26 protein-coding genes and 1 tRNA gene are annotated in these 26,104 nt (G+C 62.4%); 17 read left to right on the top strand and 10 right to left on the bottom strand.

From position 1 onward, the window contains the following. Window positions 1-297: 297 nt before the first annotated feature. Window positions 298-765, top strand: coding sequence for a DUF1289 domain-containing protein (locus AC58X1_RS06695; protein WP_101320998.1), 468 nt, complete (start codon window positions 298-300; stop codon window positions 763-765). A gap of 67 nt (window positions 766-832) precedes the next feature. Continuing rightward, the gene (locus AC58X1_RS06690) at window positions 833-1,600 is read left to right on the top strand and encodes a hypothetical protein (RefSeq protein ID WP_497428559.1); all 768 of its coding nucleotides are present in this window, start codon (window positions 833-835) and stop codon (window positions 1,598-1,600) included. Window positions 1,601-1,606: 6 nt separating this feature from the next. On the opposite strand, the gene queD is transcribed toward AC58X1_RS06690, so the two are convergent. After that, entirely contained in the window at window positions 1,607-1,963 is a 357-nt protein-coding gene (gene queD, locus AC58X1_RS06685) for a 6-carboxytetrahydropterin synthase QueD (protein WP_101320994.1), read from the bottom strand. Between the two features lie 225 nt (window positions 1,964-2,188). On the opposite strand from queD, the gene AC58X1_RS06680 reads away from it, so the two are divergent. The 5 genes from AC58X1_RS06680 to AC58X1_RS06660 all read left to right on the top strand — a co-directional run bounded on the left by AC58X1_RS06680 (window position 2,189) and on the right by AC58X1_RS06660 (window position 6,084). Further along, window positions 2,189-2,494: a PepSY domain-containing protein gene (locus tag AC58X1_RS06680; RefSeq protein WP_103437942.1), complete on the top strand. Its 306-nt coding sequence runs from the start codon at window positions 2,189-2,191 to the stop codon at window positions 2,492-2,494. After that, on the top strand, window positions 2,494-2,808 hold the full coding sequence (locus AC58X1_RS06675; RefSeq protein WP_101320990.1) for a PepSY domain-containing protein: 315 nt from the start codon (window positions 2,494-2,496) through the stop codon (window positions 2,806-2,808). The genes AC58X1_RS06680 and AC58X1_RS06675 overlap by 1 nt, the downstream gene beginning before the upstream one ends. Continuing rightward, window positions 2,809-3,477, top strand: coding sequence for a response regulator transcription factor (locus AC58X1_RS06670; RefSeq protein ID WP_101320987.1), 669 nt, complete (start codon window positions 2,809-2,811; stop codon window positions 3,475-3,477). Next, on the top strand, window positions 3,474-4,793 hold the full coding sequence (locus tag AC58X1_RS06665; protein WP_497428558.1) for a sensor histidine kinase: 1,320 nt from the start codon (window positions 3,474-3,476) through the stop codon (window positions 4,791-4,793). Before AC58X1_RS06670 ends, AC58X1_RS06665 begins: the two co-directional genes overlap by 4 nt. Window positions 4,794-4,926: 133 nt before the next feature. After that, window positions 4,927-6,084: an HPP family protein gene (locus tag AC58X1_RS06660; protein WP_150569855.1), complete on the top strand. Its 1,158-nt coding sequence runs from the start codon at window positions 4,927-4,929 to the stop codon at window positions 6,082-6,084. Here AC58X1_RS06660 and AC58X1_RS06655 read toward each other — a convergent pair. Continuing rightward, window positions 6,058-6,924 (bottom strand): LysR family transcriptional regulator, encoded by an 867-nt coding sequence (locus tag AC58X1_RS06655; protein ID WP_101320981.1) that lies wholly within the window; start codon window positions 6,922-6,924, stop codon window positions 6,058-6,060. The genes AC58X1_RS06660 and AC58X1_RS06655 overlap by 27 nt on opposite strands. A gap of 200 nt (window positions 6,925-7,124) precedes the next feature. On the opposite strand from AC58X1_RS06655, the gene AC58X1_RS06650 reads away from it, so the two are divergent. After that, on the top strand, window positions 7,125-9,014 hold the full coding sequence (locus AC58X1_RS06650) for a propionyl-CoA synthetase (protein WP_497428557.1): 1,890 nt from the start codon (window positions 7,125-7,127) through the stop codon (window positions 9,012-9,014). Here AC58X1_RS06650 and zapE read toward each other — a convergent pair. Continuing rightward, window positions 9,011-10,090: a cell division protein ZapE gene (zapE, locus tag AC58X1_RS06645; RefSeq protein ID WP_497428556.1), complete on the bottom strand. Its 1,080-nt coding sequence runs from the start codon at window positions 10,088-10,090 to the stop codon at window positions 9,011-9,013. The genes AC58X1_RS06650 and zapE overlap by 4 nt on opposite strands. Window positions 10,091-10,265: 175 nt before the next feature. Continuing rightward, a complete protein-coding gene (locus AC58X1_RS06640) occupies window positions 10,266-10,508 on the bottom strand; it encodes a DUF465 domain-containing protein (protein WP_101320974.1) in 243 nt (80 codons plus the stop codon). 268 nt (window positions 10,509-10,776) lie between these two features. Here AC58X1_RS06640 and AC58X1_RS06635 point away from each other — a divergent pair. Continuing rightward, window positions 10,777-10,851: transfer RNA gene (locus tag AC58X1_RS06635), tRNA-Gln, on the top strand. 95 nt (window positions 10,852-10,946) lie between these two features. On the opposite strand, the gene AC58X1_RS06630 is transcribed toward AC58X1_RS06635, so the two are convergent. The 3 genes from AC58X1_RS06630 to AC58X1_RS06620 are packed head-to-tail and all read right to left on the bottom strand — an operon-like array spanning window position 10,947 to window position 16,072. Then, window positions 10,947-13,331, bottom strand: coding sequence for a hybrid sensor histidine kinase/response regulator (locus AC58X1_RS06630; protein WP_497428555.1), 2,385 nt, complete (start codon window positions 13,329-13,331; stop codon window positions 10,947-10,949). Window positions 13,332-13,342: 11 nt separating this feature from the next. Beyond that, window positions 13,343-13,804: a response regulator gene (locus AC58X1_RS06625; protein WP_101320970.1), complete on the bottom strand. Its 462-nt coding sequence runs from the start codon at window positions 13,802-13,804 to the stop codon at window positions 13,343-13,345. Between the two features lie 15 nt (window positions 13,805-13,819). Further along, on the bottom strand, window positions 13,820-16,072 hold the full coding sequence (locus AC58X1_RS06620; RefSeq protein WP_401182481.1) for an ATP-binding protein: 2,253 nt from the start codon (window positions 16,070-16,072) through the stop codon (window positions 13,820-13,822). 347 nt (window positions 16,073-16,419) lie between these two features. Between AC58X1_RS06620 and AC58X1_RS06615 the strand changes: the two genes are divergently transcribed. The 7 genes from AC58X1_RS06615 to AC58X1_RS06585 all read left to right on the top strand — a co-directional run bounded on the left by AC58X1_RS06615 (window position 16,420) and on the right by AC58X1_RS06585 (window position 22,722). Beyond that, a complete protein-coding gene (locus tag AC58X1_RS06615; protein ID WP_188036386.1) occupies window positions 16,420-16,926 on the top strand; it encodes a Csu type fimbrial protein in 507 nt (168 codons plus the stop codon). Between the two features lie 30 nt (window positions 16,927-16,956). Continuing rightward, entirely contained in the window at window positions 16,957-17,487 is a 531-nt protein-coding gene (locus AC58X1_RS06610) for a Csu type fimbrial protein (RefSeq protein ID WP_101320964.1), read from the top strand. Between the two features lie 17 nt (window positions 17,488-17,504). Beyond that, on the top strand, window positions 17,505-18,038 hold the full coding sequence (locus AC58X1_RS06605; protein WP_103437931.1) for a Csu type fimbrial protein: 534 nt from the start codon (window positions 17,505-17,507) through the stop codon (window positions 18,036-18,038). Window positions 18,039-18,041: 3 nt separating this feature from the next. After that, entirely contained in the window at window positions 18,042-18,545 is a 504-nt protein-coding gene (locus tag AC58X1_RS06600) for a Csu type fimbrial protein (RefSeq protein ID WP_150569860.1), read from the top strand. A gap of 36 nt (window positions 18,546-18,581) precedes the next feature. Continuing rightward, on the top strand, window positions 18,582-19,358 hold the full coding sequence (locus AC58X1_RS06595) for a fimbrial biogenesis chaperone (RefSeq protein WP_497428554.1): 777 nt from the start codon (window positions 18,582-18,584) through the stop codon (window positions 19,356-19,358). A gap of 77 nt (window positions 19,359-19,435) precedes the next feature. Beyond that, on the top strand, window positions 19,436-21,757 hold the full coding sequence (locus AC58X1_RS06590; RefSeq protein ID WP_497428774.1) for a fimbria/pilus outer membrane usher protein: 2,322 nt from the start codon (window positions 19,436-19,438) through the stop codon (window positions 21,755-21,757). Window positions 21,758-21,795: 38 nt separating this feature from the next. Beyond that, entirely contained in the window at window positions 21,796-22,722 is a 927-nt protein-coding gene (locus AC58X1_RS06585; protein ID WP_497428773.1) for a Csu type fimbrial protein, read from the top strand. Here AC58X1_RS06585 and AC58X1_RS06580 read toward each other — a convergent pair whose 3' ends face one another. From AC58X1_RS06580 to AC58X1_RS06570, 3 genes are all read right to left on the bottom strand, one after another. Beyond that, the gene (locus AC58X1_RS06580) at window positions 22,723-23,871 is read right to left on the bottom strand and encodes a M14 family metallopeptidase (protein ID WP_497428553.1); all 1,149 of its coding nucleotides are present in this window, start codon (window positions 23,869-23,871) and stop codon (window positions 22,723-22,725) included. A 162-nt stretch (window positions 23,872-24,033) separates the two neighbouring features. Next, window positions 24,034-24,540 carry a FecR/PupR family sigma factor regulator gene (locus tag AC58X1_RS06575; RefSeq protein WP_497428552.1) on the bottom strand — a complete coding sequence of 169 codons (507 nt, stop codon included), beginning with the start codon at window positions 24,538-24,540 and terminating at the stop codon, window positions 24,034-24,036. A 431-nt stretch (window positions 24,541-24,971) separates the two neighbouring features. Continuing rightward, complete coding sequence (locus AC58X1_RS06570; RefSeq protein ID WP_101320948.1) at window positions 24,972-25,277, bottom strand: DUF6124 family protein; 306 nt, start codon at window positions 25,275-25,277, stop codon at window positions 24,972-24,974. Between the two features lie 97 nt (window positions 25,278-25,374). On the opposite strand from AC58X1_RS06570, the gene AC58X1_RS06565 reads away from it, so the two are divergent. Continuing rightward, complete coding sequence (locus AC58X1_RS06565) at window positions 25,375-26,082, top strand: LexA family transcriptional regulator (protein WP_259072536.1); 708 nt, start codon at window positions 25,375-25,377, stop codon at window positions 26,080-26,082. Window positions 26,083-26,104 lie beyond the last annotated feature (22 nt).

Raw genomic sequence — 26,104 nt, 5'->3', positions numbered from 1 at the left:
AATCCTTGCAGAAGCTGTTTTCAAAGTTTTACGCCTGTAGAACGGAGCGCTGATGAGGGGTTGGCGCGGCGCATGCGAGGGCTGCATGGGCCGGCCAACACCGTTCTACCGGATTAACTGTGCTTCGTGACGCTTTGAAAACAGCTTCCAACGGACATTGTTGCCTTGAAAAGGCGGGTTGATTCTACGGCAAAAACTGAACAAAAGTAAGGCGCGGGATGCGACTTTAACAAGTGACCCTGGTTATACAAAGGGCTAACATGGAGCCGTGTGCCACCGCCAAGCTGTTGTCTGTTCATGTCCAATCAGTCCATCAAAACCCCGTGCGTCGGGCTCTGCTCGACCGTCTACGGCGACCTTGTATGCCGCGGCTGCAAGCGCTTTCATCATGAAGTGATCCACTGGAACGGCTACAGCGAGGAGGCCAAGCGGGCAGTCTGGCTGCGCTTGGAGCAGTTGCTGGTGCAAGTGATGATGGCCAAGCTTGAAGTGTTCGACAAAGACTGCTTGCGCCAGCAACTGGAGCAGCGTTCGATCCGCTTCGTCGTGCAGCAGTCAGAGTACTGCTGGGCCTATCAATTGATTGCCAGGGGCGCGCGGATGATCCGTGACCTTGAGGCCTATGGCATGGCGCTGTTGCCTGAGTTTCGTGGCTGGGATCTGCCACAGTTGCGCGACGCCATCGACCGGGAGTTCTTCCTGTTGTCCGAAGCACATTACCAGCGCTACATCGCACCGTCGTTTCTCAAGGACGTGCTGGGGTAGCCTTCCAGATGCCGCGCGGCGCCAGCAGTCCTTAGCGTTCATCGCTCCTTCAAGCTGGAGTGACGTGATGAGCAGCCTTGTATTCATGCCTGAACTGAGTTTTACCGCCCGCTGCCGCTGGCAACTTGCAGATTATGTTTCGACCCCTGCGGTATGGGAGGACGGCGACGACCTGTCCCGGCCGCTCTGGACCGAGTTCGATACCTGGAATAGCGACAGCGGCTGGTTGATAGCGAGCCGCAATTATGACGGAACACGGCCAGATTCATTTCCGCCGGACGAATGGCAGGGTGAAGATTTACGACAATCGCTCGGTGTCGATACCTTCTGGTTCGGCACCTATCGCCATGCGCTGGGCTACGTCTACGAGATCCGCCCGGCCTATACTGGCCGCAACGGCGACCAGTATCCCAGGCTCAACTACTGGTTGGACGTGAGCAGGAGCGGCTATCTGGGTTTTTACCCTACAGACGCCAAAGCTGGAAGCCTGACCGATAAAGAAGGGGTAATAGCCCTGAAAGATCCGATCGGTGTCGCGCCGGTGGTAAAACTGCCGGTAGACACGCAGATTGATCTCGACTTGCCGCTCTACAAACTCAGAAAGGGCTTGAAGACGCCGCTCTGGCACATCGCATGCCTGAATCCGGAGCGCTTGGTGGAGGGCGGTCTGCACCTGAACCTGTCTCTCTATGGCGGCCTTGAAGCTGTCAAGGTGCGCCGACTGGTAGAGAACGGGCAAGGGTATCTGAATACAGGCCGCGGCAGGCCGGGTGTGTTGCTGATGTGTATCGACAACCCATGCGTGCCGCCGCACCCGAAACCCTCGATAGAGTGAAACCGCCTACGCGCCGCTGTACTCGCAGCCGCTGGTGCAGGTTTCGTGAATACGCACCTTGGACAGTTCTGGCAGCAGCGGTTTCACCTGCTGCCAGATCCACACCGCGATCACTTCGCTGGTGGGGTTTTCCAGGCCAGGAATGTCGTTCAGGTAGTTGTGGTCGAGCTGCTCGTAGATCGGCTTGAAAATCGCCTTGATCTCGGAGAAGTCGCGGATCCAGCCAGTATGCGGGTCAAGCGGGCCGGTCAGGTGCAGGGCAACCTTGAACGAGTGGCCGTGCAAGCGGCCGCATTTATGACCAGGCGCGACATTGGGCAGGCGATGGGCCGATTCGAAGGTGAACTCTTTGAAAATTTCCACGGGGTAGTAACTCTGTTGCAAGCGAGAATGGCGGCGATTCTACCAGCATGGCCGCAGTGAGTGGTTGTGCCTGTGTGGTCAGCTGCCCGGTGGCGCTTGCGCACCCACTGCAACAGTGCTCGAGGCATGCGCTATCATGCCCGCGAGCAATTTCAGGTTGGCTTAAGGAGCCGTGGTTAATCTTAACCCCGTAGACAACTTGCATATCCCGATGGAGAGATACTCATGAAAACTTTGACTGCCCTGTTCACTGCTGCTGCCCTGTCTGTTGCTGCCACCGCTGCCCTGGCCGACGTGCCGGCGCATGAAATCAGCGCCCTGGAAAAAGCCGGCACCGTGCAGCCATTGCAGAAACTGGCCGAGACTGCCAAGGCCAAGCATCCTGGTTCAACCATCACCGACTCCGAGCTTGAAAACGAATACGGCCGCTACATCCTCAAGGTCGAACTGCGTGATGCGCAGAACGTTGAATGGGACGTTGATCTGGATGCCAAGACCGGCGAAATACTGAAAAACGCCCAAGACAAATAATGAGCCCGCTATCGCGCACGCCGCGCTACCTGGCGCTGGCCCTGATGGCCGTGTGTTCACTGGCGCTGGCGCGTGATCTTGACCAGGATGAAGCCCTCGCGCTGCGGCAAAAGGGCATCATCCTGCCGCTTGAGCATCTGCTCGACTCTGCCCTGGGGCGTTACCCCGGGGCACGTCTGCTTGAGGCAGAGCTTGAAGAAAAACATGGCCGCTATGAATACGAGGTCGAGCTGCTGACCCTTGAAGGGGTGGTGCGCGAAATCAAGCTGGATGCTCGCAGCGGTGTGCTGCTCAAAGACGAGGAGGACGACTGAATGCGCCTGTTGCTGGTCGAGGATAACGTGCCGCTGGCCGATGAGCTGACTGCCGGCCTGCAGCGTCAGGGCTATGCCGTCGACTGGCTGGCAGACGGCCGTGATGCGGTCTATCAAGGCCAGAGCGAGCCCTACGATCTGATCATTCTCGACCTTGGCTTGCCCGGCTTGCCGGGATTGGAAGTCCTCGCCCAGTGGCGTGCAGGCGGGTTGGCCACGCCAGTGCTGATCCTGACGGCGCGCGGCTCGTGGGCCGAGCGCATCGAAGGCTTGAAGGCCGGCGCCGACGATTACCTGAGCAAGCCGTTCCACCCTGAAGAGCTGCAACTGCGCATTCAGGCACTGCTGCGCCGCGCGCGCGGCCTGGCCAATCAGCCCAAGCTTGAAGCAGCCGGCCTGCACTTGGACGAAAGCCGCCAGTGTGTCAGCCGCGAGGGTGTCGATGTGCAACTGACCGCGGCGGAGTTTCGCCTGCTGCGCTACTTCATGCTGCATCCCGGCCAGGTGCTGTCCAAGGGGCATCTGGCCGAGCACCTGTATGACGGCGAAACCGAGCGCGACTCCAACGTGCTTGAGGTGCACGTCAATCACCTGCGGCGTAAACTCGGCCGCAGCGTCATCGAAACCCGTCGCGGGCAAGGTTATGTCTACGCCGGCAGCACGCCGTGAAGTCGATCCAGGCACGCTTGAGTGTTGGCCTTATCGCCGTATTGGTAGTGATCGGGCTGGCCTTTGCACAGTTGACCCTGTGGCTGTTCGAGGCCGGCCTGCAGCGTTACCTCGAAGTCGGTTTGCGCAAGGAAAGCGAGAACCTGCTAGTGGCGCTGGTGCGCGGCCCGGATGGTCTGCAGCTGGACGAGCGGCGCATCTCGGCGGCCTACCAGCGGCCGTTTTCCGGGTATTACTTTCGCATCGACTTCGAGCAGGGCAGCTGGCGATCTCGCTCATTGTGGGACCTGGACATGCCCAAGCCGGCCAAGCCGGGACTCGAAGATACCCATGTACTAGGTCCTGAAGGCCAACAGTTGCTGGCCCTGCGTGCTGACTATCGGCGCCTGGGTCAGGACATCTCGATCAGCGTCGCGCAGGATTATTCACCAGTACGCCAGGGCTTTCAGCGCATGCAGCAGATCGGCTTGGGCATGGGCCTGATCGCCCTGGTGCTGGTGCTGGTATTGCAGCGCATCACTGTTACCCGCTCGCTCCGGCCATTGGAGCGAGCCCGCCAGCAGATCGCGCAACTGCAGCAAGGTCAGCGCTCACAGCTGGATGCCGAAGTACCCAGCGAGCTGCAGCCGCTGGTCGATCAAGTCAACCATCTGCTGGCCCACACTGAAGACAGCCTGCGCCGCTCGCGCAATGCGCTGGGCAATCTTGGCCATGCGTTGAAAACGCCGATGGCGGTTCTGCTCAGCCTGGCCTCCAGCGAGCGCTTGCGCGATTTGCCTGAGGTACGCACGCAAATGCGCGAGCAGCTCGAACAGATCCAGCAGCGTCTGGAACGTGAACTCAACCGTGCGCGGTTGGCGGGCGATGCTCTGCCCGGCGCGCAGTTTGATTGCGATGCGGAGTTGCCAAGCCTGCTGGCAACCTTGGGCATGATTCATGGTGAAGGTCTGCTGCTCGAAAGCGATACGCCCGCCGGACTGCTGCTGCCTTGGGACCGCGAGGACCTGCTCGAGCTGCTCGGCAACCTGCTCGACAATGCCTGCAAATGGGCTGACAGTGAAGTTCGCCTGGGTATCGCCACGAGCGCCACCGGTTATCAGTTATGGGTGGATGATGACGGCCCGGGCATTCCTGAGGAAAAACGCGTGCACGTGCTCGAGCGAGGTTCGCGGCTGGACGAGCAGGTCAATGGTCACGGCCTGGGCTTGGGTATCGTGCGCGATATCGTCGACGCCTGGGGTGGCGCCATCTCCCTGCAGGAAAGCCCTCAAGGCGGCCTGCGAGTGAGCATCGAGCTGCCCGGCAAAGGCCGCTGAACGGCCTACGCTGATGCTGCAAAATTATTGAGCCCAAACCGCATTATTTTGAATTTGCCCCACAATAGTGCGCGCGGCACACTCTTGCTCTGAAATGGCTCATCCCGGCCAAGTTGAAGAGCACGTTCTGCCGATGTCTGCCTCGCGTCCCGAACCCCTGTTGCAGCGCCTGATGCCGGCGCCCCTCAATATTCCTCCCAAAGAATGGCTGCGCGCAGGCGTCGGTGCCTTGCTCGGCCTGTGCCTGGCAGGTTGGCTATGCAGCCTGGCCTATGGTCCCTCCATTGCGCTGCATTTGCTTGGCCCTCTGGCGGCAACAGCCGTGCTGGTTTTCGCCGTGCACGCCGGGCCGCTGGCGCAGCCGTGGTCGGTGCTGGGCAGCTACGCGCTGGCGGGCGTAATCGGCTTGGTCATGCGCCAGCACCTGGGCAGCGAGCTGTGGGTGGCTGGCGCTGCGCTGGGCTTGTCGTTGTTGGTCATGTGCCTGCTGCGCTGCCTGCACCCGCCGGGCGGCGGAGTAGCGGTCAGCGCGGTACTGGCCGATTCCGGGCTGGTCGCCATGGGCGATCATCTGCTCGAGCCAATCATGCTCAATGCGCTGGTGCTGGTCGCAGTGGCGGTGGTCTACAACCGGCTGACCGGCGTGCGCTATCCCAAGCCTGGCTTGCCGCGCAAGGATCTGCACCACACCCACGACCCAGTGCCCAGCGCCCGGGTAGGTTTCAGCAGCGACGACCTCGATCAGGCTCTGGAAGACATCGGCGAGTACGTTGACGTCAGCCGTGACGAGCTTGAGCGTATTCTTCTGGCCACTGAACAGCATGCCTTGCAGCGCAGTCTAGGTGGTATCACCGCGGCTTCGGTGATGTCCCGCGATGTGCAATTTGCCAGCCCGCAGACCACGCTGGAGCAAGCCTGGCAGATGCTCGCCAGCCACCACCTGAAGACGCTGCCAGTACTGGCGGAGGGGCGCCTGGTCGGCATCGTCAGCCTCAGTGATGTGCTGACGGCGGCCATGGCGCGGGCGCGGTTCAGCTGGCGTGGGCTGTGGCGGCGCAGGCCGGTGGTGCTGGAGCAGGTGATGAGCCGGCGGGTGATCAGTGTCAGTAGCCAGCACCCGCTGGAGCGTCTGCTGCCATTGCTGTGCGAGCAAGGCTTGCACTGCCTGCCGGTACTCGATGACGGCAAGCTGGTCGGGGTGATCACCCAGACCGACCTGATTGCCGGTCTCAAGCGCCAGTTGCTCAACCACAGCACGCTTGCTTCAGATGAGCGGGTCCCAGCGTTGTGACCAGTCACTGACGCCCGCTGCGACCTGCCGGCGCAGCACGCCGAAGGCCTGCTGCAAGGCGGCGCTGTCGTGCTTGCGGGTGTACACCAGAAAAGTCGGGTAGGTGAATTCCGGCGCTTGCGGCACCCGCTCGAACACGCCGCTGTCCAGATAAGCCTGCACCACCCGTGTACGGAAATAACCGCTGCCACCGTGCTCGAGAATGAACTGCAAGGCCAGCGGGCCGAGGTTGAAGCTCAGCGCTGGGCGGGCACAGTCGGGCAGGGCGGCATCATGCTGGCGGCGAAACGTCTCGCCCCAGTCGATATACACATAAGGCTCTGGCCGTTCTACGTGGCGGATGCGCACCAGTTTTTCTTCCATCAACTGCTCCACCTGCAGGCCAGGCCCGTAGATGGGCTGATAGACCAGCGCAGCATCGAGCAAGCCGCGCTCGACCTTGCGCAGCAACGATTCGCCGTCGCTGACCTCGCTGCGGATGGCATGGCTGGGCATCTCGCGGTACAGCGCACTGACCCAGTCGAGCAGCAGCGGGTTGCCCAGGCTGGTTTCGCCGCCCAGGTGCAGCAGCTGCTGACAACCCTGCGGCAGCGGCAGGTCACGGCGGGCGGCCTCCCAGGTTTCCACCAGTTGGTGGGCGTAGGTGACGAAGGCTTCGCCGTCTGCGGTCAGGCTGGCGCCGCTGCGGCTGCGGACAAACAGCTGGCAACCTAGCTGCTGCTCAAGACGCTGCACCCGCGCGGTGATTGCCGTCTGCGACACGCACAGGCCCTCGGCGGCGGCGACCAGGCTGCCGCAGCGCACAATCTCCAGAAAGGTGCGTGCCTGTTCGATATCCATGCTGTGCTCATTGATCAAGGTGATGGCTATTCTAGAGCCTTGCTCGCTGCTTGGCGCGTATCAAAAGCGCCGCCTTGATAGCGCCTGCTGCTGCGAATTTGCAGGTCGGTTATGGACTTTAGTCCCATGGCAGGTGCGTCAGGCAGGTCCATACTGCAGGCTCGCCCTTCAATAACAACAAGTATCGGGTTGCGACTGACATGACCTACCAGCACAGCTACGCCCGTTCCATTTCCGACCCTGTGGCCTTCTGGGCCGAACAGGCCGACCAGCTGGCCTGGTACCACAAGCCGCGCCAGACCCTGATCAACAACACCGACGGCAGCCATTGCTGGTTTGCCGACGGGCGCCTGAACAGCTGCTACCTGGCCCTGGATCACCAGATCGAACAAGGCCGTGGCGAGCAGACCGCGTTGATCTACGACTCGCCGGTAACCGCCACCCAGCAGCGTTTCAGCTACCTTGAGCTGCGCGATGAAGTTGCGCGTCTGGCCGGGCTGCTGCGCGAGTTGGGCGTGCGCAAGGGCGACGGTGTCGTCATCTACATGCCGATGGTGCCGCAGGCGGCCATGGCCATGCTCGCCTGCGCGCGGATTGGCGCAGTGCACTCGGTGGTGTTCGGCGGTTTTGCCGCCAACGAGCTGGCCCTGCGTATCGATGATGCCAAGCCGACCCTGGTGCTCACGGCCTCCTGCGGGCTGGAGTTTGATCGGGTCATCGAATACAAGCCGCTGATCGATCGCGCGCTGCAACTGGCCACCCATCAGCCCCGCCACGTGCTGGTGCTGCAGCGGCCACAGGCCAAGGCCGCGCTGCAGCCTGGGCGTGACCTGGACTGGCAACAGGCACTGGTCAACGCGCAGTCTGTGGCGCCGGTCGAGCTCAGTGCAACCGACCCGCTATATATCATGTACACCTCCGGCACCACCGGCAAACCCAAGGGCATCGTCCGCGAAAACGGCGGCAACGCGGTCGCCTTGAGCTACACCATGCGCCATATCTATGGCATGCAGGCGGGCGATGTCTGGTGGGGGATTTCCGATGTGGGCTGGGTGGTCGGTCACTCGCTGATCGTCTACGGGCCGCTGATGACCGGTTGCACCACGGTGTTCTATGAAGGCAAGCCGATCCGCACCCCGGACGCCGCCGCGTACTGGCGGGTGGTCGAGCAGTATCAGGTGAATGCCTTGTTCTGCGCGCCGACGGCGATGCGCGCGATCCGCAAGGAAGACCCCCAGGGCGAACTGCTCGCCGGGTATGACCTGAGCTCCCTGCGCCAATTGTTCCTGGCCGGGGAAAAGCTTGATTCAAGCACCCATCAATGGCTGGAGCAGGTCACCGGCAAGCCGGTGCATGACCACTGGTGGCAGACCGAAACCGGCTGGCCGGTGACCGCACCCTGTGTCGGCCTTGAAGGCAGCGCCGCACGCCCCGGGTCGAGCAACCGCGCAGTACCGGGCTACCACGTGCAGGTGCTGGACGACGACGGGCATTTGCTCGGGCCGAATCAACAGGGCGCGATCGTCATCGCCCTGCCGCTGCCGCCGGGCTGCAGCCAGACGCTGTGGGGTGATCATCAGCGCTATCTGCAGGCGTATCTGCACACCTATCCGGGCTACTACCATACCGGTGATGGCGGCTACCTGGACGATGACGGCTTCGTCTACATCATGGGTCGCACCGATGACGTCATCAACGTCTCTGGGCATCGGTTGTCTACCGGCGAAATGGAAGATCTGGTCGCCCGCCATGCAGCGGTTGCCGAGTGCGCGGTGATCGGTGTGCACGACGACATCAAGGGCCAGGTGCCGTTGGCGTTGGTGGTACTCAAGGACGGCGAAGAGCTAGCCGAGCAAAAATTGCAGGCTGAACTGGTTGCCAGTGTGCGCGAGCAGATCGGTGCGCTGGCATGCTTCAACCGGGTGCGGTTGGTCAAGCGCTTGCCCAAGACACGCTCCGGCAAGATTCTGCGCGCGGTGCTGCGCAAGATCGCTGACGGTCAGGCCTATGTACCACCGTCAACGCTGGATGACCCGGCTGTGCTTGGCGAAATCGAAGCGGTGCTGGCCGATCTGCCCCGCGCAGGTTAAAGCACAGTCGTGCCGACCTGATGCAGCTGGCCGAGACGGCTGCGGCTGCGCATCAGGTCGGCAATGGCGCCACCCAGGCTCTGCTCGAGCGGATAGCGGCCAATCAGCACCAGCTCGCAGTCTTGGTCGTACAGCACATCGACCAGGTTGACGAAGCGTTGCTGCGCTGCGAGCGAACATTCGGCCAGGTCTTCCAGGTCGTCGATGATCCAGCGATCGTAACGGCTGGCCAGCTCTAGATAATCCACCACCGCCGTGGCCTGCTCGCACAGATCGACAAAGCTGAAGTGCACCTGTCGATCCTGGCTGGCCAGGGCGCGCAGCGGGCGGTGATTGATGTCCAGGGTCAGCGGCTGGGTTTCAGGCAGCGCCAGGGCCAGGCGTTGCTCAGCTGTGCCGGGCCAGACGTAGTGGCCCTGAGTAAAACGCTGGTGCGCGCGGTTGGCCGGCAGGCTGCGAAAGTCGACGTCGCCGCCCACTTCCAGCACCAGCATGCGGCTGTTGATCAGGCGGATCACTGGCAAGAACCGCTCATGGTAAAGCGGGTTGGGCAGCAGGCCTTCGGGGGCATAGTTGGAGGTCAGGACGACAAATACATTGCGCTCGAACAGCGCGCTGAACAGCCGGGTGAGCAGCATCGCATCGCCGATGTCGTGCACATGGAACTCGTCGAAGCACAGCACCTGGCAGTCGCCAATCAGTTCATCCAGGGTCGCCGCCATGGCATTGTCGGCGCCGCGATGGCGGTGCATGCCCTGATGCAGACGAGCGAAGAAATCGTGGAAGTGCAGGCGCAGCTTGGCCTCAACCTCCAGCGCCTGGTAAAAGCCATCGAGTAGCCAGCTCTTGCCGCGGCCAACCGATCCATACAGATACAAGCTGCGCGCCTGGCCATCAGCCAGCGCGGCAAGCTGTTGCGTCATGCGCTCGATAACCCGGCGTTGGCCTTCGCTCAAGCTATAGCCGCGCTGCCTGGCCTTGTCCTCGAAGTAGCTCAACAGCTGGCAGTCGCCTTGCGCATCGGTACGCGAGCGGCGGCGCAAGTGGCGAAGCGGCGTGGGAATCCAGGCAGACAAGCGGGTGGTCCTCGCAGGCGGGGCAGGGCGGTTAGCGCCCTCAGTGAGTGACCATTTTCGCCGCAGGCACCGCTGGCAGGCAATCTTCCCGGCGAGTAGCCAGGCGATTGTGGGCGACTACCGACCGGTCAGTGACCACTGGCAGTGGTCATGCGCCACTGCCAAATGAACAGCCTCAGTCCTCGCGCTTGAGCTGACGATCAATCATGTACTTGATCGACAAACGACGTTCCTTGAGGCGGTGCAGGTCATCATCGCTGGTATAGCCCGCCGAGATGGCCTCGGCAGCCAGCACCTGGTTGTCGATATCGACGTACTCGTCGAGCAGGCGATCAAGGGTCTGATCCTGCTGGCGGCGCTGCTGAACGATTTCGCGGGGGTAGTGCAGGTCTTGGTACAGGTCATGGGAAACTGGCATGGCGCCCTCCTTGTAAGCGCTGGGTTACTTGACTATTGGGCAGGGCTGCAGGGATTTGGTTTTTTAGCTGGACGAGCTTTGCCGACAGGCGGTCATACAGCGGCTGGCGCCTGACTAACTTGCTGTTTTTTTGAGATTTTTTTTAAAAGAGGGGTTTTCATGGTCAAGGATTGTTGTTAAAGTGCCGCGCATTCCCCGACAACAACTCATGTTGTCAGCCACGGGAATTGTCAGAGCGACAGTGCATCGCACTCGTTGCATCAGATACAGGGGCGTCGCCAAGCGGTAAGGCAGCAGGTTTTGATCCTGCCATGCGTTGGTTCGAATCCAGCCGCCCCTGCCATTATCTTCCTCGCTTTACCCTCTCTCTATTCCCGCGCAATCCACCAACGCTACCCATCCGTATTGCAGTTGCTGAGCAACGGCCGAGCGCGGTGCTCAGACCGCGCCCAGCAAATCGTCCAGGGTTTTCGCCAGCAGTTGATCCTGTACCGGTTTCTGAATGACCACACTGTCGCCCAGCTCGAAGCCTTGCAGCTCGGCATAGCCCGTGAGAATCACCACCGGCAATTGCGGGAAGCGCTCACGCGCCGCCAACGCGAGCTGCGCGCCGTTGAATTCGGGCATGGCAAAGTCTGTCAGCAGCACATCGACGTGTTCATCGAGCAAGCACAGGGCCTGCTCGCCACCGTGCGCCTGGCGTACCTGATAACCGTGCGAGCGCAGTAGCTCGCCGATCATGTCGCGGACCAGGTGATCATCGTCCACCAACAGCACGGTGCGATCACGGCCCTCTGCCGAGAGGGCTGGCGCCGCAGGCGCCGCGGGTGGTTCGAAGGCTACAGGCTGCTTGACCGCAGGCAGGTAGACCGACACCAAGGTACCCTGGTCCGGCGCAGTATCGATAGACACGCCGCCGCCCGATTGTTTGGCGAAGCCGAACACCTGGGCCAGGCCAAGGCCCGAGCCTTTACCGATGTCCTTGGTGGTGAAGAATGGCTCGAATACCTTGCCGACTACCTCTTCACTCATGCCGCAGCCGGTATCGCGAATCGACAGCATCACGTACTCGCCAGGCTCCGGGTCTTCCGGTCGCTGGGCGCGTTCTGTGATCAAGGTATTGCGCGTCGACAGGATCAGCTGGCCGCCATCGGCCATGGCGTCGCGGGCGTTGATCGCCAAGTTGAGAATGATCATCTCGGTCTGGGTCGGGTCAGTCAGTGCCTGCCACAGGCTGGCATCCAGATCCAGGCGTACCGAGACATTGCCGCCCAAGGTGCGTCGCAGCAGCTCTTCCAGGCCGGTGAGGGTCTGGTTGAGGTTCAGCGGCACAGGCTCGAGCCGCTGGCGCCGGGAGAATGCCAGCAACTGTGAGGTCAACTTGGCACCGCGCTCGCCAGCCTCGCGGATGTGCTTGAGGCGGCTGCGGGCCTTGTCGTAATTCTCTTTCTGCAGGTCACGCTCAAGGAAACTCGCGCCGGTCAGAATCACCGTCAGCAAGTTGTTGAAGTCGTGCGCGACCCCGGCAGTCAGCTGGCCGACTGCCTCCAGTCGCTGCATCTGCTGCAGCGCAGCTTCGATACGCTCGCGCTCATCGATCTGCTCGCGCAGGCGCATGTTGGCCTCGGCCAGGCCCATCGACGATTCGCGCTCACTGGTGATATCGCGGGCGACCACATAGAGCAGGGTGTCCTCGGGCACGATCACCCAGGACAACCAGCGCTGTTGGCCGCTGGCATGTTGAATCCGCCCTACAAAGCGGGCACTGGTGCGGCCCTGGCCGAGGGCGGCCAGCTCAGCGAGAAAGGCTTCCTGATCCGGCTCGGGTAGCAGCTGCAGCAGGGTGGTCTGGCTCAGGCGTTCACGCGAGATGCCCAGGCTGACTTCCCAGGCTGGGTTGAGCGCGACCGGGGTCAGGTCTCTGTTCAGTACCGCCAGCAAGTCCTGGGACAATTCCCATGAGCGATCGCGCTCCCGGGTACGCCGCTCGACCCGCTCGCCGAGCATCTCGTTGAGCTGCTTGAGCGCTGTGGTCGCCTGACGTTGTTCATGAATGTCCTGCAATACGCCGGAAAAGCGCACGCAGCGGCCGTCGACGAATTGGGTCTGGCCGCTCGAGAGCAACCAGCGCGGCTCGAGGCCGTCACGCTGATTGATACGAAACTCGACCCGGAAGTGACCGCCTGCCTGGGGCTGCATGACCTGCTCGACAGCGTCACGAACCAGCGCGACGTCTTCGGGATAGATGCCTGCGTAGAACACATCCAACGACATCTGAGTGTCGACAGGCAGGCCAAACAAGGTCTTGCAGCGGTCATCCCAGAGCAGCAGATCTTCCTGCGGGCGATAGTCCCAAGTACCCATGCCCGCAGCATCGATGGCAAACCGGGCGCGCGCCTCAAGCTCGGCCAGCGCTTCCTCCGCGCGGCGGCGGCGATGGCGCTCCTGCACTTCGGTCAGCGCCCGGCGCACGGCCTTGGGCAGCAGCGGCAGGTTCTTCTTCAGGACATAGTCGGTGGCGCCAAGGCGGATCATCTCCACCGCGTGCTCTTCACCATAAATGCCAGAGAGGAAGATGAACGGCACATCTGGCGCCAGCCGCTGAGCAATCGCCAGCACCTCGGTGCCGGACGAGCCAGGCAACACGCAATCGCACAGGATCAGGTCAAAACGGCCGTGGTGCAGCGCATGCTCGACGCCAATATGGTCGAACACCAGTTGCGACTCGATGTGCAGCCCGCTGCGCTCCAGGCGCAATAAGGTCAGCTCGGCATCCATCGAACTGTCTTCGACCATCAGTAGCTTGAGCGGGCCTGACAACATGCTAGTTGGACTCAATTGTTACCACGCCGAGTCAGCCGCAACGAGCCAGGCGGCGGTTCATTGAGGACGGCCCAGAAGATCCCCAGATCGGAGATGGCCGTGACAAATTCCTTGAACTCGACCGGCTTCACCACGTAGGCATTGACCCCGAGCTCATAGGCGCGCAGCAGATCGGGTTCTTCCCGCGAGGAGGTCAGCATCACCGTCGGGATGCTGCGCAGCTCAGGGGTTTCGCGCACTGCCTTGAGCACCTCCAGGCCATCCACCTTGGGCAGTTTCAGGTCGAGCAGAAGTACGGCCGGGTTGCCATCGTCGCGGTCGGCGTAACCGTTGCGGCGCAACAGGTAGTCGAGGGCGTCGGCGCCATCGCGCAGTACGATGACTTCGTTGGCCAGCTGGCTGCGCTCCAGCGCGACAAGCGTCAACTCCAGATCCCTGGGGTTGTCTTCGACCAACAAGATCGGTTTTAGCATGATATGTACGTTACCTCAGGTGTTCGATGAATGGCGCGGGAGGGCGAAATGGAACGACGCTCCCTGGTTGATCTCGCCGTCAGCCCATACACGGCCGTCGTGACGTTCGATGATCCGGCGCACGCTGGCCAGGCCGATGCCGGTGCCTTCGAAGTCTTCCATGCGGTGCAAGCGCTGGAACACGCCGAACAGCTTATTGGCATAGGCCATATCGAAGCCGACGCCGTTGTCGCGTATATAGATTTCAGTCTCGTGCGGGTGTTGCTTGGCGCGGATCTCTATACGCGCAGGATCGCGGCCTCGGGTGTACTTGATCGCGTTGGCGATCAGGTTATGCAGTGCCATGTTGATGAACGCCGGGTCGGCGATCACCTTGGGCAGTTTTTCCACGTCCCAGATGATTGTACGGCCGGCAAAATCCGGTGTCAGCTCGTTGCGAATGGTGTCGACCAGGGCGTTCAGGTCGACATCCGACATGCGCAGGGCAGAGCGGCCCATCTGAGAGAAATTGAGCAGGTTGTCGACAAGTGTGCCAGCAAAGTGCGCGGCTTCTTCGATGTGCTTGAGGAAGCGCTGGCCGCGTTCGCTGAGGTTCTCGCTTTCGACTTCGGTGAGCAGTTCGGTGTAGCCGGCGATGTGCCGCAGCGGTGCGCGCAGATCGTGCGACACGCTGTAGGAAAACGCTTCGAGTTCCTTGTTCGACTGGCGCAGCTCACCGGCCAGTTGCGCCAGCTCTTCGGCTTTGCGCAGCACGATCCCCAGTACGGCTATGCGAAGTTCGGCCACGCCTTCGATGATCAGCGGGTCCCAAGATTCGCTGTAACCGCCAACGTCTTCCTGCCAGCGCTCGAAGCTGTGTCGCGGGTTGAGGTCGCCCGCGGCGCTGATGGCTTTTTCCGGGCGCCCGGCCCAGTTGACCGTGCGTACCTGCTCGGGGCGGAACCACACCAGATAGTGCGAGTGGATCTGCGAAATCGCCACCGCCAGCACACCGCCAACGTGCTTGGCCAGCTCTGGTAAGTCCTGGATGTCGCGGCGCACGTTGTCGGTGCTGAACACCGACTCGGCGTCTTGCTGCGACAGCCAGTGGACCAGCGCATTGACCTGCGCAGCGGGCGGCGTCACGCCGATCAGGTCGCAGCGCTCGGCACTGATGATCGCCGCGCCAGTGGCACCGGCAAAGTCCAGCAGGACCTGAGGCAAGGCCTTCAAACCAGCACTGACGCTGTCGTGGTCGGCCATCGAGGCCAGCATGCGCACGATGCGCTGGCGCATGTCGAGCATGGTCTGGGTGCCGGTGTGCGCTTCACGGGATTCGATCTGCAGCGACAGCACGCTGGCCAGCAGCTCGCAGGCCGTGCGAGTGGGCAGGTCGACGGCATGCGGCTGGTCGTGATGGCAGGAGATCAGCCCCCACAACTTGCCGTCTACCACGATCGACAAAGAGGTCGATGCCAGGGTGCCCATGTTGCGCATGTACTGTAGGTGCACCGGGGATACCGCGCGCAACGCCGCATAGCTCATGTCCAGCGGCTTGCCGGTGCGCGGGTTGCTGTGGGGGTACAGCGGCGAGGCAATGTAGTTGGCATCTTCGATGACCCGAATCCGATTGACTCGGTACAACTCGCGGGCCTGGCGTGGAATATCGGAGGCCGGGAAGCACAGGCCCAGATAGCTCGGATAGCCGGGGTCGGCGACCTCGGCAAGTACCTCGCCGTTGCCTTCGGCATCGAAGCGGTAGGCCTTGACCCTGCCAAAGCCGGTAATGCGTTTGATCTGCATGACCGACTGCTGCAACAGTTCGACGATGCAACTGACATTGTGCACGCTGCCGACGAAGGCGCGTACCAGCGGGTAGTAATCGCCATGCCCGGACGGGCCGCTGGCCGTGCGGATCGGTTCGAATTCGGTGATCAGGACCTGGTCGTGACGATGCACCAGCACGCGCATGTGGCTGCAGTCTGGGCTGGGCTGGCGTAGTTCAACGTCGCCGATATGAAACGGGAATACCTCATCGACCGGCAGATACTGCATCTGTGCACGCAGGTCGAAACTGTCGCTGATCAGATCGGCGAAGGTGCGCCCAAGCAGCTCGGGCGCCGCAGACCCAAGCCAGCGCTCAGCGTTCTCGCTGGCTTGCAGCACGCACAGGTCCTGCTCGTCGAGTACCAGCATGAAACCCTGCGGCTGGATGCTGCCGGGGACCTGAATAGGCTCCTGGGCGCAGCGCTCGACAGCCTGGTCGAATGCGGTGGGGGCAGTTGTCAAAGCGGTACTCCTGGTGATTCTGTCCTCGCCCGGCGAAAAGCGCATGGCATAGGCTGTTGCTGCTGCAAAAGTATCAGATTGTCGGCTGCTTTGCCGGCATATGGCCATTTGAGGTGTGATTAGTTCAGGGGTTCGCCGGTTGGATTACAAAAATAGCGTGCAGTGCCGTGAAAGGTGCCGAACGGGTGGCCTTTAACGCGGCAAATAGCCACCTAAGCCATTGTTGTTAATGCCAATGAAGGGTAGGGCAAACCCGGCGGGATCAGACTGCGCTGCTACCCTCAAGGTCATAGCCTGGAAACAGGGCCTGAAACAGGGATAGTGCGGTGGAAGTACGCGGAGTGGCCATGTGGTCGGGGCTGTTGTTGAGCGTGAACAGCCTGGCGGCGGACTTTCTGGTCGAGGTGCGGGTGCAGGTCGAGCGTGGTTGCATGCTGGTCAACCAACCCCGCGATGCGGCAGCGCAAGCATTGGGCCAGATCGACCTGGGCAGCGCAGCACGCCTTGACGGCGCCGCTGCGCCGCTGACAGGCGTGCTGCTCAGCCCTCGGCCACCACGGCTCGAATGCAACCCGGACACGCCTTATCAAATCCGCGTCGACGGCGGTCTGCATGGCGGCGTAGGCGAGCTGCGCTTCCTGGCCAGCGCGGATGCGCAAGCCAGGCCCATTCCCTATCGGCTTTACAGCGACGCAGGCTGGCGCCAGCCGCTGAGTGTTGGCAGCGCACAATCGGCGCGGGTTCCAGACAGTGGCTCGGTCGAGTTGCCGCTGTATGCGCGCATCGACAGCCTGGCCTGGGTGCCACGGCCTGGCCTGTACGCCGACTTGTTGAAAGTCACGGTCACCTGGTAGGGGCATCGCCATGAGCAAGGAGGCTACGTCATGAGTCGCACCAGCATTCTGCTCCTGAGCCTGGGCCCGCTGCTGCTGCCAGGCGCCGTGCATGGCAGCACCACCGGGGTTATCGAAGCGCGCCTGGTGATCCGTGCCGCGTGCCAGATCAGCAGCGATCAGCCACCGGCGACGCTGGGTACGCCAGGGGTCATGGACTTTGGTTCGCGCGGGCCGAGCTGGCAGGAGCCGTTGCAGGGCAAGGTCGACGAAATCGCAGGCGATGGTGGCCTGCAGATCAGTTGCACGCCGTCGGTGCGCGCCTTCAGCGTGCGCATCAATGCTGGCCAGAACGGTGGCGATGGGGTGCGCCGGCTGAGCAACGGTCGCGAGATGATCCCTTACCAACTGGCGGTCGATCCCAGCGGCAACAGCCGTTACCCGGTAGGCCAGGCGCGCACCTTCACCGTCAACAGCAGCCAGCAGATCCCGATTCCGATCTACGGCGTGGTCATCGCGCAGCCGCGCGCGCTGCCCGCCGGGCTTTACCGCGACACCCTCAGCGTGACCCTGGACTGGTAACACCCAAGGAGAATCCGATGCGCACACACCTCACCTGCTCAGTACTCGCCGGCCTCGCCCTGGCGCTGGCGTCCCAGGCTCAGGCAGCCACCGTGACCGGGACCATCAACTCGACCCTGACCCTGATCGCCGCCTGCCAGGTCAACGGCAGTGCCGGTACCTCCGGGGTCAACTTCGGTAACCTCAACTTCGGTACTCAGGACGCCTTGTTCGGTACCGCCAATGCCCAGGTCATGGGCCCGGGTGGCGGCGCCATGAGCATCCTCTGCTCGAATGGTACCGGGGCGTCAATTCGCGTGCGCGCCGGCGCTCATGATGGCTTGTCGACGGGAGGCACGCGGGCGCTGGCCGACGGCAATGGCAACTTCGTGCCGTATGACTTCTATACCGATGCCGGACACACCGTGCCGCTGGCCATCGACGGCAGCATCGCCGTGCCGACCAGTACCGGCGCTGCCCAGACCGTCAACCTGTACGGCCAGGCCAAGGGCAAGGCTGGCCTGCCGGCGGGCACCTACACCGACACGGTTGCCGTCGAGCTGACGTTCTGAGCCATGAATCGCTGGGTTCGCGCAACCACGGCGGGGCTGGGCCTGGTGCTGGCGTTGCCGTTGGATGCAGCGACCACCAGTACCTTTCAGGTCAGCGCGCAGGTCGTGGCCGGCTGCCTGGTGGTGGGCGGGGTGAGCGCTTACGGCAGCCTCGACTTCGGCACGCAATCAGCCCTGTCCAAGGCCAGCGTCAGCGCAGCGCTGGGTGGCAGCACGGTGAGCTTTCAGTGCACGCCGGGGGTGGCATTGAGCATGGCCTTGGACGGTGGCCAGAACAACAGCGGCGGGACCCGCAACCTGAAGCGCAGCGGTGGTACGCAACTGCTCGCCTACCAGCTGTATCGCGACGCCGGCTTCAGTCAGAGCCTTGCAATCGGCCAGGTGACGTCGGTCAGCTACAGCGACCCGACGGCGATCAAGCTGCCGGTTTACGGTCGCACGCAGCTGCCGGGGACATTGCCGGCAGGTACCTATACCGATGTCGTGCAGGTCACGGTGACCTGGTGAACGCAGGGATTAACACAACAAACCAAGGAGAATGGCATGGGGGCAGGCGCGAAGTGTGCGCAAGCAATAGTCGTTGGCTTGCTGCTGGCCAGTCAGCTAGCGGCGGCGGCAACCTCGGTGCTGATCTGGCCAATTGACCCGGTGCTGGAGGCAGATCAGAAGGCGGGGGCGCTGTGGCTGGAAAACCGCGGCACTACGCCGGCCAACCTGCAGGTGCGTGTATTTGCCTGGCGCCAGGGCGGCTTTGAGGAGCAGTTCCAGGCCCAGCGCGAGATTATCGGCAGCCCGCCGGTGGCGAATATCGCGCCGGGGCAAAAGCAGCTGATCCGGCTGACCCGTACCGGCAGCTCGCCAGCCGGTCAGGAGCAGGCCTACCGCATCATCATCGACGAAATCCCCTCACCCTTGCCGGTCGATGCCAGTACTCAGGCACCGACGGCAGCGATCCGCCTGCAGATGCGCTACTCGGTGCCGTTGTTCGTGTATGGCGAAGGCCTGTGGGGCAAACCCGACCCGGAAGGCAAGCGCAGTGCCGATGGAGTCGGCAAGCCGCAGCTGAGCTGGCGCGCGGTCAATGTGCAGGGCAAGCCCTTCGTCGAGCTGCGCAACAGCGGCCCGGTCCACGCGCGCCTGACCGACGTAGTGCTGCAGCAGGCCGGCCAGGACAAGCCGGTGGTTGAAGGCCTGCTTGGCTATGTGCTGCCCGGCGCCAGCATGCGTTGGCCAGTGCCCGCAGTCCCCACCGCAGCGAGTGTGCTCAAGGGCCGGGTCAACGGACAGGACGTGGCCCAGGCCATCAGCCCGGGCAAGTGAAACTTCGATGAATCGACGTCAGGGGCCACGGAGGACCCGACAATGGCTGGAAGCCGTGTGTGAAATGGCTGTCGTGGATGGCCCATCAGGTGTGCCTGGGCTTGCTGCTGGGGCCACAGCTGGCGCTGGCCAACGGCCTGCCGCCGCCACCGAGCGAGAGCAGCGCGGTCACCGATGCCACGCTGTACCTCGACCTGCTGGTGAACCAAATGCCCAGGGCTGAGCTGGTGCCCGTGCAGCAACGCGCCGGGCGCTTGTTTATCGCCAGTGAGGTACTCACTGCAGCGGGCATCAGCCTGCCGGGGGTTACTCAGGGTGAGGTGGCGCTGGATGCCTATGCCGACCTGCATGCCGACTACGACAGCGCCAACCAGCGCCTGCTGTTGCAGGTACCCGCTGCCTGGTTGCCGCTGCAGCGGGTTGGCGAGCGCGGCCTGTATGCGGCCAGCGACGCCCGCAGCAGCTTCGGCGCGCTGCTCAACTACGACGTCTACCTGAATGACACCGATGAGAGCGGCACCTACCTGGCCGCCTGGAACGAGCTGCGTCTGTTCGACAGCTGGGGCACGTTCAGCACCACCGGCCAGTGGCGCCAGGCCTTCAACAGCGCACCGCAGGCCGATACCCGTCAGGGATTTCTGCGCTACGACACGACCTGGCGCTATACCGACGAGCAACGCCTGCTGACCATCGAGGCCGGTGACCTGGTCACCGGCGCCTTGCCCTGGACCAGCTCGGTGCGGCTCGGCGGCCTGCAGCTGTCGCGTGATTTTGCCGCTCGCCCGGACCTGGTCACCTACCCGCTGCCGGCCTTTGCCGGCGAGGCGGCGGTGCCGACGTCGCTGGACCTGTTCATCAACGGCTACAAGGCGAGCACCACCGACCTGCAACCTGGGCCATACACCCTGACCAACGTGCCGTTCATCAACGGTGCCGGCGAAGCGGTGGTGGTGACCACCGACGCCCTCGGCCGCCAGGTGTCGACCACGCTGCCGTTCTACGTCACCAGCAGCCTGCTGGGCAAAGGCCTGAGCGACTTTTCCCTGGCGGCCGGCAGCCTGCGCCGCGACTACGGCGTACGTGATTTTGGCTACGGCACAGGCGTTGCCAGCGCCAGCCTGCGCCACGGTGTCAGCGACAGCTTTACCCTCGAGGGCCATCTGGAGACCGCCGAGACCCTCGCCCTCGGCGGCCTGGGTGGCAATCTACGGCTGGGCAATTTTGGCGTGCTCAATGCGGCGTTGGCGCAAAGCCGTTTCGACGGCGAGCAGGGCCAGCAGGTTGCGCTGGGGTATCAATACAACAGCCAGCGCCTCGGTTTCAGTTACCAGCGCCTGCAGCGCCATGGCGACTACGCCGACCTGTCGCGGGTCGACACGCCCTACACGCAGCTGTCCAGGCGTAGTGAACAGGTCACCCTGAGTCTGAACCTTGAGCGCTATGGCAGCCTCGGTGCCGGCTATTTCGATGTGCAGGCCGCAGACGGCTCGCGTACCCGTCTGCTCAACCTTAGCTGGAGCCGCTCGTTGTGGGGCAATAGCAGCTTGTACCTGTCGGCCAACCGCGAGATCGGCGAAAGCCAGTGGGCCATGCAGGCGCAGCTGGTGATCCCGTTCGACCTGCATGGCAACCTGGCCCTGAGCATGGAGCGCAGCCAGGATGGCAGCCGCCAGCAGCGGGTCAACTACAGCCGCGCCGTGCCGGTGGGTGGCGGTGTCGGTTTCAATCTCGGTTATGCCGATGGCGACCGCGAAGCCTATCGCCAGGCTGACGCGACCTGGCGCCTGCAGTCGGTGCAGTTGCAGGCTGGCACCTATGGCAGTAGTGACGCCATGACCCGCTGGGCCGACGCCAGCGGTTCGCTGGTATGGATGGACGCCGGCCTGTTTGCCGCCAACCGGATTGACGATGCCTTTGTAGTTGTCAGCACCGACGGTTACGCCGATGTCCCGGTGCGCTACGAGAATCAACTGGTCGGCCGCACTGACCGCAATGGCCACTTGTTGGTGCCTTACAGCAGCGGTTACTACCGCGGCAAGTATGAGATCGATCCAATGGAGCTGTCGGCCGATGTGCTGGCACCGCAGGTCGAGCAGCGGGTCGCCGTGCGCCGGGGTAGCGGCTACTTGCTGGAGTTCCCGCTTAAGCGGGTGCTGGCGGCGAGCATCGTGCTGGTCGACGCGCAGCAGAACAACCTCAAGCTGGGTAGCCGGGTGACCCATCAGCAGAGCGGCAGCCTGGCAGTGGTCGGCTGGGACGGCCTGGTGTATCTGGAGAACCTCTCGGCGCACAACACCCTGCAGGTCGAGCTGGCCGAGGGCGGCCAGTGCCAGGTGGCCTTTGATCTGCCGGAAGGGCAGGGGCCGGTGCCGTTGATTGGCCCGCTGGTGTGTCAATGAGCCGCTTTGCAGGGGCAGTGGCGCTGCTCGCGACGGTGATGGCGGCGCCGGCCTGGGGCCTGTGCAATGTGATCGATACCCTGCCGGCGAGCTTCGGCACGGTCAATTCGACCCTGGTGCGCGGCACTGTGCAAAGCGCCTCGAGCACCAATGCCGGTTTGCAGTGCACCGGCTCTTTGCTCAGTCTGCTGAGTTCGGGCGATCACTTCTACGCAACCATCACCTCCAGCACCAGCGGGCTGGTTGGGCCAACCGGTGATGTGATCCCTTACACCTTGTATGCCAACAACAGCACGAGCTTTCCGATCACCCGTGGCGTGGCGTTCGACTTCGCCCGCAATGGCATCCTCGACCTGCTTGGCCTGCTCAATGGCACCACACCCAAGACCGTGCCGCTGTATGTGAAGACCAACCTGGGTGCCAACGTTGCTGCGGGCCTGTACCAGGAAACCCTGACCATCGCCTGGGTCTGGGACTACTGCTCTGGCATCAGTGCCGGCACGATTTGCCTGGGCCGCGATAGAGGCAATGGCAGCCGCACCCTCAACGTCAGCCTGACGGTAAGCAATGACTGCCAGATCACCACCCCGAACATTGTCTTCAACAGTGCGCCGGTGGTCAGTGCGTTTACCACGGTCAATCAAAGCATCAACATCTCCTGCACCAAGGGCAGCAACTACACCGTTGGCCTGGATGATGGGGTAAATCCGGCTGGCGGCCGTCGACGGATGAAATCACCGGCCAATAACTATCTGGCCTATGACATTTTCAAGAGCGCCGGCAGCGAGCGCTGGGGCTCGCTGAATACAGCTAGGCGTGCCAGTACCGATGCCAACGTCAACCCGGGCGCAGGCACTGGCACCGGTAGCCAGATTTTCAACTACAACGCGCGGGTCTACAGCGATCAGTCGACGCCGCCGGCTGCGACCTACAGCGACAGCGTGATTCTGGATGTGCAGTTCTAGCTAGCGTAGATCACGGGCGATTTTCGCCAATGTCTCCAGTACCGCACCGGCCAAGTCCTTTGAGCGCTGTCCAGACCAGCCCGTCTGCACATTGGGCGCGTCGTCGTGGTCCTTGAAGGGCATCTCCAGGGTCAGCGACAGGCAGTCGTACTGTTGCCCGACAGCGTTGCAGGCCAGGGTCATGTTGGCCTGAGCAGGCTGGTCGCGGGTATAGCCGTGGGTGGTCTGAAAGTCTGCGGTGATGCTGCACAAGGTGCTGCGGAACTGCTCCTCGAGTTTCGCCAGGCGCGGGGTGTAGCCTGGGTTGCCTTCGCAGGCGGCGGTGAACACGTGGGGGATCTCTTCGTCACCGTGCACGTCGATAAATGCATCGACGCCGTATTGCTTCATCTGTGCCTGGGCAAACAGCACCTCGGGGCTGGTGTCGACACTGGCTGACTGCCAGGCACGGTTCAGATCCTGGCCCTTGAAGTTGGTACGCAGATGGCCGAGGAAGGCGCCGTCCGGGTTCATGTTCGGGATCAGGTACAGGTCGGCTTGAGCGAGCAATGCCTGAATCTGCGTATCGTTGGCTTCGAGGCGTTCGATCACGCCCTCCATGAACCACTCGGCCATGTGCTCGCCCGGGTGCTGCTGGGCGATCAGCCAGAGCTTGCGCTTGCCGGGCGCACCGTCACCAGCGCGCAACAGGGGGATATCACGGCCCTGCACGCTGCGTCCATGGGCCAGCAACTCGACTCCCGGCAACTGCTGGGCGCGGTCGATCAATTGATTGTGGCGGGCACGCGAGTAGGGCTCGAAGTAGGCGAACCAGGCCTGCGGCTGGGTGGCCTGCAACTCAAAGTGCAGGGCCTCGCCGTCGAAGCGACTGGGGACGCGGAACCACACCTGCTGATCATACGAGGCCACGGCCTGATAACCGCTCCAGGCATTGGGATAGGAAGACTGGCTGGCGTTGTCGAGGCTGAACCGGTGAGTGTGGCCAGGCGTCAGGCCATCTACCTTGAAGTGAAACCACTGGAAGTGGTCACTGTGGCTGTCCGGGCGAATGGCCAGATGCACCTGCTCTGGATTGCTGGCGTCGAGCACCTGAATATTGCCGGAATCGAAAGCGCAGTCGATGGTTACAGCGGGCGACGTCACGGTCATTGCCAGGCTCCTGTGGCTTTTTTTGTGACGGTTACTCTACACCGCTCGCAGCGCCGGCTGGGACTGCAAATGTGTTGCCGGTTGGCAGGGGGGTGTTTCATTGAGTGTCGGCATTGCTCGGCAACGCAGCCAGGCCGCGCTTGGCTCAAGGGCTGGGTTTACTCACGCCCAGTACGCCATTGCCAGCAGGGCGGCCAGGCCCAGGCCGGCCGCGATCGAGCAACCGCCCAGTGACAGCGCTGCCTGACCATGCCGGTACCAACCGTCTTGCCCCAGTTGACGTGCCGGGGCGAGCAGGCGGCGCCAGTGCAGTTCGGTCTGGTGGAAGGCCTGCAAGTGCTCGTCGGCGGCGTCCAGCCAGCGGCGGAAGTCGATCCGCTCGCTGGCACTGACCTGTGGGTTTTGCAGGCGCACATACCAATGGCCGGCGGCGCTGGCAAAGCTGTCAGACCGAGCCTGAGTGCCCTGCAACGCTTGATGCATGTGGCGTTCGACGGCGTGTACGCTGAGATCGAGGCGCTCGGCGATGGCGGCGAACGGCAGTTGTTCGAGGCGGCTGAGCAGAAATACTTGTTGCACCCGCCGCGGTAGACGGCGCAGACGGTGCAGCAAGGCGTCTTCATCAGTTTGGCTGTGCAGGTGCTGTTCAAGGGGCAGCAGGCGGGTCATGGGTGGCTCCTTGCTCAGGTGTAGGGGTGGGGGCATCTTCCCTGACGCGCGAACAGCTTAATCGTAACGAGATTGATTCTCAAGTGCTGTTTGCGTAAAAGGCTGTTACATCCATTCACCTGTGGAAACACTTTTGCTATGATCGCGGCCATAAAGCGGTACCCATCTTCATTAGCCTGAAGACCAAAAAAAAGACCCGGCAAAAAGCCGGGTCAAAAACCGTGATTAGCCTGATGAGGAGATAATCTGAGAGTCCGACCTAAGGTCTCCAGGTTATCCAGCGGGTCTCGCGACCTGCTGAGTGCAATAATAATCGTTATCATTTGCCAGTCAAACGATATTTGTTGAAATCGGTAAAAAAATTACCTGCACTCCTCATCCTGTCCCGGCAATCGGGGCCATTGCCGTTACCTGGCGTTCACGTTCTTCTCTTATCTGTCGTCCGTCATCACTGCCTTTTTGTGCTCGAGCAGTGACCTTGCCATGTTCACCATATGCATCAGCGCCAGCGTCACCTCGCGGGTCATGCCGTCCTGGTGGGTGGCGGTTTCATGGGCCGTTGCCGCCGCGCAGCGCAGCAGGGCCAGCGCATGGTCATGGGCTTCGCCAATGGAAACCCCGGGCTGCAAGGTCCACACCTTGTTGTCCAGGTTGGGCCGCGGCGGGGTGGGGTTGAGGTAGTAGTCGAGCGCGCGGCGCGCAGCTTCACTGTCCAGATCTGTTTCGTCTTTTTTCATGGGGTTTCATCCTGATACCGGGAACGGCGCTGTGGGAAGGACTCTGCCTGATTCTAATACCTAATGTATTTGTGTGCTTTCAAGGAAATACTACCTTATGTGTATTGAGCGCCTAGAGGCAGTCCGTATCGTGCCAGCGATGAATATGGATAAATGGATTGCCCTCATCCGTGACCGGATGGAGGAGCTCGACATCTCGCAGGAACTGCTCGCCGAACGCGTTGGCGTGTCCCAGGGCAGCATTGGCCACTGGCTGTGCAAACGCCGGCAACCACGGGTCGATTCGATGAACAAGGTGTTCGTCGAACTGGGCATGCCGCACTACCACGTCAGCCTGCAGTTGCAGGTGGCCGGGCAGATCGGTGAAGAGCGCGTGCGCTATGCCGTCGACGACAGCGTCGAAGATGAAGACTGGACCAAATACATAGTGTGCTTTCGTTACCCGCTGCTGACGTGGGATGCACTGGGCAGCGAGGTGGTAGCCGAACCTGCTGCCTTCGAGCAGACCGACTATCTGGCCAAGGGCAACGCCTGGTGGCTACCGGTTGAAAACGATGCGATGAGCGCAGTCAGTGGCAAGAGCGTTGCCGAGGGCATGCTGGTGCTGGTTGACAGTGGCGTCGCCGTGGAGCCAGGGCGTTTGGTTGTGGCCCGCCAACCTGGCAAATCGGCGATCTTCCGCCAGCTGACGGAGGAGGGTGGCCAACGCTACCTGAAGGCGCTAAATGGCAGTTACCCAACGCTGGTGTGCGAAGAGGGCTGTGAATTCCTTGGTGTCGTGGTGCGCGTGCACGGCATCTTCTGATCGGCGTACTCCGTGGCGCCGC

It is taken from the genome of Pseudomonas sp. PGPR N4 (genome assembly GCF_059693665.1).
This window is presented reverse-complemented; position numbering and strand designations above follow the sequence as displayed.